Here is a 9243-nt window from a genome sequence, read left to right as displayed (position 1 = left end):
CTATTCAGCAGTTAAGTGACGATAGCCTAGGAGATACACCTGTACCCATGCCGAACACAGCAGTTAAGTCCTAGCACGCCTGAAGTAGTTGGGGGTTGCCCCCTGTTAGATAGGGTAGTCGCTTGGCAAAAGGGAGTTTAGCTCAGCTGGGAGAGCATCTGCCTTACAAGCAGAGGGTCAGCGGTTCGAACCCGTTAACTCCCATATAAAGTGTTACTTAGGTCCCGTGGTGTAGCGGTTATCACGTCGCCCTGTCACGGCGAAGATCGCGGGTTCGATTCCCGTCGGGACCGTAGCGATTCGACTCGTTAGCTCAGTTGGTAGAGCATCTGACTTTTAATCAGAGGGTCACTGGTTCGAGCCCAGTACGGGTCATGATATGCGGGTGTGGCGGAATTGGCAGACGCACCAGATTTAGGATCTGGCGCTTAACGGCGTGGGGGTTCAAGTCCCTTCACCCGCATAAGAGAGTAGCCGGCTTAGCTCAGTTGGTAGAGCATCTGATTTGTAATCAGAGGGTCGCGTGTTCAAGTCATGTAGCCGGCATTGCGAACGTAGTTCAGTGGTAGAACATCACCTTGCCAAGGTGGGGGTCGCGGGTTCGAACCCCGTGCGGACTATATATTTAAAAGCGAGGTCAATTTGACTTCGCTTTTATAATTGAATAAATTATTAGTCAGTTTTAAGAAGTGAGTATGGAGTAAAAAAGCGAAAAATGAATTAAAATTGTTTTTCGTACAATAAGAGTGATTATGTTTAATATTCGTTTATGTAAAATTTTCAAAAAATAACAAAAACATCTTTTCATTCTTTCAAAATAAGTGTATAATAGTTCTATCTTACTTTAGTAATATGATAAGAATCTTGATAGAAAAGGAGCAGAAAGCATGAAAAAAAGTTTCATTCATCAGCAACAGGAGATTTCTTTTGTCAAAAATACGTTTACGCAGTATTTGATTGATAAACTCGAGTTAGTTGAAGTACAAGGACCGATTCTTAGCCAAGTTGGAGATGGTATGCAAGATAATCTTTCAGGTGTTGAGCATCCAGTATCTGTCAAGGTTTTACAAATTCCAGATGCTGAGTTTGAAGTTGTGCATTCACTTGCTAAGTGGAAACGTCATACCTTAGCACGTTTTGGTTTTAATGAGGGAGAGGGGCTGTTTGTGCATATGAAAGCTCTTCGCCCAGATGAGGATTCTCTGGATCAAACGCACTCTGTTTATGTTGATCAGTGGGATTGGGAAAAAGTTATTCCTGATGGTAGACGTGATATTAATTATTTGAAAGAAACTGTTGAGAAGATTTATAAGGCTATTCGTCTTACGGAGTTAGCTGTAGAAGCACGTTTTGATATTGAATCCGTTTTACCAAAGCAGATTACTTTTATCCACACTGAGGATCTTGTTGAACGTTATCCTGACTTGACTCCTAAGGAACGTGAAAATGCTATTTGTAAAGAGTATGGAGCGGTATTTTTGATTGGCATTGGAGGGGAGCTTGCTGATGGTAAACCTCACGATGGTCGTGCACCGGACTACGATGATTGGACTAGCGAATCTGAAAATGGATATAAAGGTCTGAACGGAGATATTCTTGTTTGGAATGACCAACTAGGAGCGGCCTTTGAGATTTCTTCGATGGGAATCCGTGTAGACGAGGATGCGCTACGTCGCCAAGTCGCTATAACAGGTGATGAGGATAGACTGGAATTGGAGTGGCATAGAACACTTCTTAGAGGTTTCTTCCCATTAACTATTGGTGGTGGTATTGGTCAGTCTCGTTTAGCTATGTTTTTACTTCGTAAGAAACATATTGGCGAGGTACAGTCAAGTGTTTGGCCAAAAGATGTTGTTGAAAAATTTAGTAACATTCTCTAAAAATAACAAGAACCAGGAGTGATATACTCTTGGTTTTTTCTTGTGCATGAAAAAAGATAATATTTTTTATGAAAATTCTATTTTTTACTTGTATTTTTCAGAAATTTCGGTAAAATATTATTTAAATTAAAGCGTAGAGAGAAAAACGTCTGAAACGATAGAGACAGAGAGTGCACAAAGGCTGAGAGTGCATAAAGGTTTTAGATACACATTCTTGAGTGCAGATGCAAAAGGAAACAAGTAGTGTCTGACGGTTGGCGGTCGTTATTGCGCTAGAAGTCAATAGACTTCCAGAGGGTCAGTTGGTGACAGTTGGCTGAATTGAGGTGGGACCACGTGGAAACGTCCTTGCAATGTTTTTTTGCGAGGGCGTTTTTTGTTTATTTTTTCAAACTATCGCTGAATTAAGAGAAGAAAGAGGAATTGTTCATGGCAGAGATAAAAGGACTACGGAATATTGTACCTTACGTGGCTGGAAAACAGCCTACTGATAAAAAAATGATAAAGCTGAATACGAACGAAAATGCCTATCCACCAAGTCCAAGAGTGATTGATAGTTTACGTTTTTTTGCTGCAGAGTCTTTAGTTCGCTACCCTAGCTTAGATCAAGTTGATCTTAAGGTAATTTTGGCTCAACGATTAGGGGTGTCTAGTAAGCAACTCATTATAGGAAATGGATCAGATGATATCTTGTCACAGGCTTTTCTAGCTTTTTTCAATAGCGGTTTACCCATCCAGTTTCCAGATTTGACTTATGGTTTTTACAAAGTCTGGGCTGAACTCTACCATGTTCCTTATAAAGAGGTTGCTTTAACAGAAAATTTTGAGATTGATTTCACAGATTACGAAAGAGGTTGTGGAGGTATTATTATTGCCAATCCTAATGCTCCAACTGGACGTTTGATGGAGCAAGCTGATTTAGAGAGTTTACTACAAGTTCATTCAGATGTAGTAGTCATTGTGGATGAGGCTTATATCAATTTTGGTGGACAGACGGCGATTCCTCTGTTGGATAAGTACGATAATCTCTTTATTACACGCACTTTTTCAAAGGATGCGAGTCTAGCTGGTTTGCGTGTGGGCTATGGAATAGGCAGTCCACAGTTAATAGCAGTTATGGAGGCGGTTAAAAATTCCGTCAATCCTTATGCGGTAGACAGTTTAGCAGAGCATTTAGCAAGAGCTGCCGTGGAAGATTGGGGCTATTATGAGAAGATTTGTCAACAGATAGCAAAGACTAGAGACTGGTTTAGTCAAAGTTTGATAGACTTGGGTTGGTCAGTTATTTCTAGTAAGGCAAATTTTATTCTAGCAAAACCGCTACAAACAGCGCAGTCTGTTTTTGAAATATTAGAAAATCAGCATATTTATGTTCGATATTTTCCTAAAGTAGATCGTCTTCGAGATTATTTGAGGATTACTATCGGTACAGATGAGGAAATGAAGCAGGTTTTAGCTGTACTAAGTCAGTTAGAAGGAGGATGTGATGAATAAAACAGCTTTACCAATAGGCATGCATGACAAACTGTTTAAACGCGCAAGAGCGTCTTATGAGATTGAGCGGACGATTAGTGATTTGCTGATTAGTTATGGATTTAATCGAATTGAGACGCCTACTATTGAGCATTTTGAAGTTTTTTCAGACCATGTAGCGACGGATCAGTACAATTTTTTTGGTGCAAATGGAGCACTCTTGACCCTACGTCCAGATGTGACTAGTCAAATTGGTCGTGTTATTGCATCTACACAGGTACAACCTCCGATTAAGTTTTCTTATTCAGGAAAAGTTTTTAGACGTCATGAGGATTTGCGTGGGCTTGATAATGAGAGTACGCAAGCGGGTATTGAGCTTGTTGGGTATGAAGCAGATTTGGCTGTGCGTGAGGCTGTTGAGACAGCTACTGCTGCTCTATCTGCAACAGGAGTTACAGATTATACTTTTGAATTTTCCCATGCTGAGATTTTAAATCATCTTTTTGATTACTTTGATTTAAATCCACCAGAAACAGTAGTATTGAAAGATTTGATTGCTAATAAAAATATTACAGGACTATACCGTTTTACAGAGGACCATTCTAGTCGTTTTGATGCATTTATTCGGGAGTTGCCTTATCTTTTTGGGCGAGGGGATGTTGTGCTAGAGAAAGCACGACAGTTGACAGATGACGCTGTTTTACTAGCAGTTTTTGATGAGTTAGAACTTATTTTAACACAGGAATCGCACTTGGTAGGTTTGGCTCTTGATTTGGGACAGGTTGCTAGCATGCCTTATTATAACGGTTTGATGTTTCGTGTTTTTGATGCTCATGTACCTCATGCTTTTCTGTCTGGGGGCAGGTATGATCATCTTTTTGAGCGGTTTGGTGCGATGGAGTTGACAGCGGTGGGCTGGGCGATTGATATTGATGCTGTGTACCAATCTATTCATGATAAGCTGACTTTTGAGAAAGGAGATTGAGATGACTATTACCATTGCTCTAACTAAAGGACGTATCGAAAAAAGTACGGTGGATTTATTGGTAAAGGCAGGATTTGATATGTCCTTTATGAAAGATAAGGGACGACACCTCATCTTTGAAAGCCCTGATAAAGCTTTTCGCTTTCTTCTTGTGAAAGCGCCTGATGTAGCGACGTATGTCCAACATGGAGTTGCTGATGTGGGTATCGTGGGCAAGGATTTGCTTATCGAGTATGCGACAGATGTCTTGGAGATATTGGATTTGAATTTTGGCTTGTGCAAGTTTGTTGTGGCTTCAGTACCTAGTTATAATCCGCAAGATCACAAGCGTAAGTGTATTGCTACGAAATACCCTGAGATAGCACGTCAGCATTTTCATAAGAAAGGTGAAGATGTAGAAATTATAGCTATACAAGGTTCTGTGGAAATTGCTCCTGTTCTAGGTTTAGCAGATGCTATTGTGGATATTGTGGAAACAGGAGCAACACTTGTAGCTAACGGATTGATTGAGTTTGAGGATATTTGTCGTATATCAGCACGTCTCATAGTTAATCAAGCTGCGCTAAAGAACAAGGTGGAAGTGATTGATTTTATTCAAAAAATCGAGCATATTGTCGGCAGAAAGGAGAAGTCATTGTGATGAAACGTTTAGTAGGAACACAGGAAATTATTGTTAAACAATTGGTTGAAGAGCGCCTAACAAACCAGGTGAATCAAAAAACAGTGGATACTGCAGTAGCAGAAATCATTGCTAATGTGCGCAAAAAGGGAGATGATGCACTTTTTGCTTACAGTCAACAATTTGATAAGATGACTTTGACGAGTCTTGAGATAGGGCAAGAGCAAATCGCTAAAGCGTTTGATGAGATTGATTCAACTGTTTTGCTTGCTTTAAAAAATGCTAAGATAAACATTGAGACATATCACCGTCAGCAGTTGGAGACAGGTTTTGAGGACAAACCAAGTGAAGGTGTTATTCGTGGTCAGCTGGTACGTCCGTTGTCACGTGTAGGGGTTTATGTACCAGGTGGTACGGCTGCTTACCCTTCATCTGTCTTGATGAATGTTCTGCCTGCTAAGATTGCAGGTGTCAAGGAAGTTATTATGATAACGCCACCGCAAGAACACTTTAATCCTGCTATTTTGGTAGCAGCAAGTCTTTCTGGTGTGGATAAGATTTTCCAAATCGGTGGAGCGCAAGGTATCGCAGCACTGGCTTATGGGACACAAACCATTCCTAAAGTGGATAAAATCACTGGTCCTGGAAATATCTATGTAGCAACGGCTAAAAAACAAGTATTTGGTCTAGTAGGGATTGATATGATTGCAGGACCTTCTGAGATTGGAATCATCGCAGATGATTCTGCAAATGCTCGTTTTGTGGCAGCGGACTTGCTATCTCAAGCCGAACATGATGTGTTAGCTCGTACGATTTTGGTAACCAATTCAAAAAGATTGGCAGATGAAGTGGAAAAAGAACTCGCTTATCAATTAGAAAGATTACCACGTAAGGATATTGCTCAAAAAGCTCTAAATAATCACGGATGCATCATCATCGCAGAGACGGTGGAAGAAATGTTTGCTTTAATGAATGAAGTAGCCCCTGAGCACTTGGAGGTGGCATTGGATGAACCTTATGCTTATCTGGATTTGATTGAGAATGCGGGCTCTATCTTTCTTGGGCACTACACCAGTGAGCCAATCGGAGACTATTATGCAGGAACCAACCATATTCTTCCAACATCAGGCACTGCTCGCTTTTACTCAGCACTTGGAGTGCATGACTTTGTTAAACGCATGCAGTACATTCAATACAACAAACCAGCTGTTGCTAAAGCAAGCACAGATATTATGACCCTTGCCTACGCAGAGGGGCTATCTGCCCATGCTCGTGCTATTGAAATCAGACAGGAAGGAGAAAAATCATGAGACAAGCGAGTATCGAACGTCACACTGCAGAAACTAAAATTAACTTGAAAGTCAATTTAGATTGTCAAGAACCTGTATCTATCCAGACGGGCATTGGTTTTTTTGATCACATGCTGACACTATTTGCTAGGCACGGTCGCTTGAGCCTTGAAGTGATAGCAGAAGGAGATCTTTGGGTGGATAGCCACCATACCGTTGAGGATGTAGGGATTGTCTTAGGACAAGCGCTACGAGAAGCTCTGGGAGATAAAATGGGTATTAATCGCTATGGTACGAGTTTTGTACCTATGGATGAGACCTTAGGTATGGCGAGCCTTGATTTGTCTGGACGTAGTTATCTAGTCTTTGATTGTGACTTTACGAACCCTCGATTGGGCAATTTTGATACTGAGCTGGTGGAGGAATTTTTTCAATCCTTGGCTTTTAATCTTCAGATGAATCTGCATTTGAAAATCTTGCACGGAAAGAACAATCACCACAAATCAGAAAGTCTCTTCAAGGCAACAGGGCGCGCTCTGAGAGAAGCTATCACTATTAATCCAGATATACATGGGGTGAATTCGACGAAAGGACTATTATAATGATTGTGATTGATTATGATGCAGGTAATACTGCTAATGTCCTACGTGCTTTGGGGAAGATTGGTGTTAATGCTAAGCTTTCAAGAGACCCAAAGGAGATTTTACAGGCAGATGGCTTGGTTTTGCCTGGGGTGGGTGCTTTTCCTACAGCTATGGCAAAGCTTGTTGATTGGGGATTGGTAGAGGTTATCAAGCAGGCTGTAGCACAAGGAATACCGCTTCTTGGGATTTGTCTGGGCATGCAGTTGCTTTTAGATAAAGGATTGGAACACACCCCCACTAAGGGTTTGGGTTTGATTGCAGGTACTTGTCGCCCGATTCCTAGACAAGATGGCTATCCTGTACCCCATATGGGATGGAATAAGCTGACAATCAGACAGGATAACGCATTGACAAAAGATGTGGAAGCTCAGTCTGTCTATTTTGTTCATAGTTACTATGCAGATGTAGCAGATGTGTTTTTAAATGCGACTAGTTCGTACAGTATAGAAGTCCCAGCTATGATTTCACATGGCAAGGTTTACGGCGTTCAATTTCACCCTGAGAAGTCTGGCGAGTGTGGTTTGATGATATTGAGACGATTTAAGGAGGTTGTAGATGCAAGTTTTACCAGCGATTGATATTAGAGATGGACGTGCTGTACGCTTGGTTAGAGGAGATTTTGCCCAAGAAACAGTAGTTAATCAAGATGTTTTAGCGCAAGCCAAGATTTTTCAGAAGGGAGGTATTCAGTTTATTCATGTGGTGGACTTGGATGGTGCTGTGGCTGGATGTTCGAGTAGTCGTGATTTGATTGCTAAAATCAAGCGTGAGACAGGGCTTGGGATTGAAGTTGGCGGAGGTATTCGTACGCTTGCGCAGATTGAGGACTATCTGAGAGTTGGTATTGACCGAGTAATCATTGGTTCTATGGCAGTTAAAAATCCTGATTTTATAAAGCAAGCGCTAGAGCGTTTTGGATCTGATAGGATTGTTGTGGGAATTGATGCTAAAGATGAGCGAGTTATTACAGAGGGTTGGCTAGAAACCAGTCATATCCACTTTATTGATCTTGCTCTTGAGATGGAAAAGTTAGGTGTGACCTTGTTTGTTTACACCGATGTGGATAGAGATGGCACACTAACAGGACCTAACTTTGCTCATTATAATCAGCTTATGAGCAAACTAACTACAGCGCATGTTATTGCTTCAGGTGGTATTCATACTAAAAGAGATCTTGAAAGGCTAGCTAGTCTTGGTGTAGCAGGTACTATAGTTGGTAAAGCTTATTATAATGGTAATATCAGTCTAGAAGAACTCAAGGAGGTGATGTCGTGTTAGCAAAGCGCATTATTCCCTGCCTTGATGTCAAGGATGGTCGTGTGGTCAAGGGAGTCAACTTTGTTGATTTGATAGATGTAGGCAATCCAGTGAATAGCGCTCGTGCTTACTATGAAGCAGGTTGTGATGAGTTGGTTTTTCTGGATATTACAGCAACTAGTGACAATCGATCTACTATGGTGGATGTTGTGGCACATGTTGCTAGTCAAGTGTTCATTCCTTTTACAGTAGGCGGCGGCATTCGCAGTGTAGCTGACATGCAGGCAATGCTAAAAGCAGGTGCTGATAAGGTTGCTATCAACTCCTCAGCAGTTTATAATCCCCAACTCATTACTGAATGTGCTAAAAAATTTGGCAACCAGTGCGTGGTTGTTGCTATTGATGGTAAACGACAGTCAGATGGGACTTGGCATGTTTATGTATCAGGTGGTCGTAAGGATACAGACTTAGATCTTATTGAGTGGGTAAAGGAAGTAACGTCATTAGGAGCAGGGGAGCTTCTCATTACTTCTATGGATAAGGATGGTACTAAATCAGGTTTTGATCTTGAACTTTATCAAGCTGTGAGCGAAGTGACTCAACTTCCTATTATTGCTTCAGGTGGTGTGGGAAACATCTCCGACTTTATAGATATTTTTAAAAAGACAAGCGTCACAGGAGCTTTAGCAGCCTCTGTCTTTCACTACGGAGAGATAGAAATTGCTAGCTTAAAAGAAAGATTGATGCAAGCAGGTGTGGAGGTGAGACAGTGATAACACTTGATTTTGAGAAGCAAGCTGGCTTGATTCCAGCCATCATTCTAGACTATGAGACAAAGGAAGTTTTGATGTTAGCGTATCTCAACGAAGCCAGTTATCAAAAGACTTTGGAAACAGGTCAGATGTGGTATTATAGTCGCAGTCGTGATGAGCTATGGCACAAGGGTGCCACCAGTGGGCATTTTCAAAATGTCAAGTCCATTAAGACAGATTGTGATTGTGATACGTTACTTATTGAGGTTGAGCAGGTGGCAGGAACTGCCTGTCACACAGGCGCAAGGTCATGTTTTTTTAATCAGATTTTATAAGGAGAGATT

10 protein-coding genes, 6 tRNA genes and 1 rRNA gene are annotated in these 9243 nt (G+C 41.2%); all 17 read left to right on the top strand.

Going from position 1 to position 9243, the window contains the following annotated elements; all coding sequences use genetic code 11:
- Positions 1-11: 11 nt before the first annotated feature.
- Positions 12-127, top strand: a 5S ribosomal RNA gene (gene rrf, locus NXS10_RS04060).
- A gap of 4 nt (positions 128-131) precedes the next feature.
- A tRNA-Val gene (locus NXS10_RS04055) sits at positions 132-204 on the top strand.
- A 16-nt stretch (positions 205-220) separates the two neighbouring features.
- A tRNA-Asp gene (locus NXS10_RS04050) sits at positions 221-293 on the top strand.
- Positions 294-302: 9 nt separating this feature from the next.
- Positions 303-375 (top strand) — tRNA-Lys (locus NXS10_RS04045).
- A gap of 6 nt (positions 376-381) precedes the next feature.
- Positions 382-463 (top strand) — tRNA-Leu (locus NXS10_RS04040).
- A gap of 10 nt (positions 464-473) precedes the next feature.
- Positions 474-546: transfer RNA gene (locus NXS10_RS04035), tRNA-Thr, on the top strand.
- A gap of 10 nt (positions 547-556) precedes the next feature.
- Positions 557-617 (top strand) — tRNA-Gly (locus NXS10_RS04030).
- A 270-nt stretch (positions 618-887) separates the two neighbouring features.
- Entirely contained in the window at positions 888-1880 is a 993-nt protein-coding gene (gene asnA / locus NXS10_RS04025) for an aspartate--ammonia ligase (RefSeq protein WP_259137924.1), read from the top strand.
- Positions 1881-2309: 429 nt separating this feature from the next.
- On the top strand, positions 2310-3374 hold the full coding sequence (hisC, locus tag NXS10_RS04020) for a histidinol-phosphate transaminase (RefSeq protein WP_259137922.1): 1065 nt from the start codon (positions 2310-2312) through the stop codon (positions 3372-3374).
- A complete protein-coding gene (locus NXS10_RS04015; RefSeq protein WP_259137920.1) occupies positions 3367-4338 on the top strand; it encodes an ATP phosphoribosyltransferase regulatory subunit in 972 nt (323 codons plus the stop codon). Before hisC ends, NXS10_RS04015 begins: the two co-directional genes overlap by 8 nt.
- Before the next feature lies 1 nt (position 4339).
- Positions 4340-4978 carry an ATP phosphoribosyltransferase gene (gene hisG, locus NXS10_RS04010; RefSeq protein WP_263008827.1) on the top strand — a complete coding sequence of 213 codons (639 nt, stop codon included), beginning with the start codon at positions 4340-4342 and terminating at the stop codon, positions 4976-4978.
- Complete coding sequence (gene hisD, locus NXS10_RS04005) at positions 4978-6267, top strand: histidinol dehydrogenase (RefSeq protein WP_259137938.1); 1290 nt, start codon at positions 4978-4980, stop codon at positions 6265-6267. The genes hisG and hisD overlap by 1 nt, the downstream gene beginning before the upstream one ends.
- Complete coding sequence (hisB, locus tag NXS10_RS04000; RefSeq protein ID WP_259137919.1) at positions 6264-6848, top strand: imidazoleglycerol-phosphate dehydratase HisB; 585 nt, start codon at positions 6264-6266, stop codon at positions 6846-6848. The genes hisD and hisB overlap by 4 nt, the downstream gene beginning before the upstream one ends.
- Complete coding sequence (gene hisH / locus NXS10_RS03995; protein ID WP_373317995.1) at positions 6845-7468, top strand: imidazole glycerol phosphate synthase subunit HisH; 624 nt, start codon at positions 6845-6847, stop codon at positions 7466-7468. Before hisB ends, hisH begins: the two co-directional genes overlap by 4 nt.
- On the top strand, positions 7446-8168 hold the full coding sequence (gene hisA, locus NXS10_RS03990) for a 1-(5-phosphoribosyl)-5-[(5-phosphoribosylamino)methylideneamino]imidazole-4-carboxamide isomerase (protein WP_259137917.1): 723 nt from the start codon (positions 7446-7448) through the stop codon (positions 8166-8168). Before hisH ends, hisA begins: the two co-directional genes overlap by 23 nt.
- Positions 8162-8920: an imidazole glycerol phosphate synthase subunit HisF gene (hisF, locus tag NXS10_RS03985; protein WP_259137916.1), complete on the top strand. Its 759-nt coding sequence runs from the start codon at positions 8162-8164 to the stop codon at positions 8918-8920. Before hisA ends, hisF begins: the two co-directional genes overlap by 7 nt.
- A complete protein-coding gene (gene hisI, locus NXS10_RS03980) occupies positions 8887-9234 on the top strand; it encodes a phosphoribosyl-AMP cyclohydrolase (RefSeq protein WP_259137936.1) in 348 nt (115 codons plus the stop codon). The genes hisF and hisI overlap by 34 nt, the downstream gene beginning before the upstream one ends.
- Positions 9235-9243 lie beyond the last annotated feature (9 nt).

Origin of the sequence: Streptococcus sciuri (assembly GCF_024814375.1) — a bacterium.
GTDB classification, from domain to species: Bacteria; Bacillota; Bacilli; order Lactobacillales; family Streptococcaceae; genus Streptococcus; species Streptococcus sciuri.
Note: the sequence above shows the minus strand (reverse complement) of the source record. Positions and strands in the feature narration are given on the sequence as shown.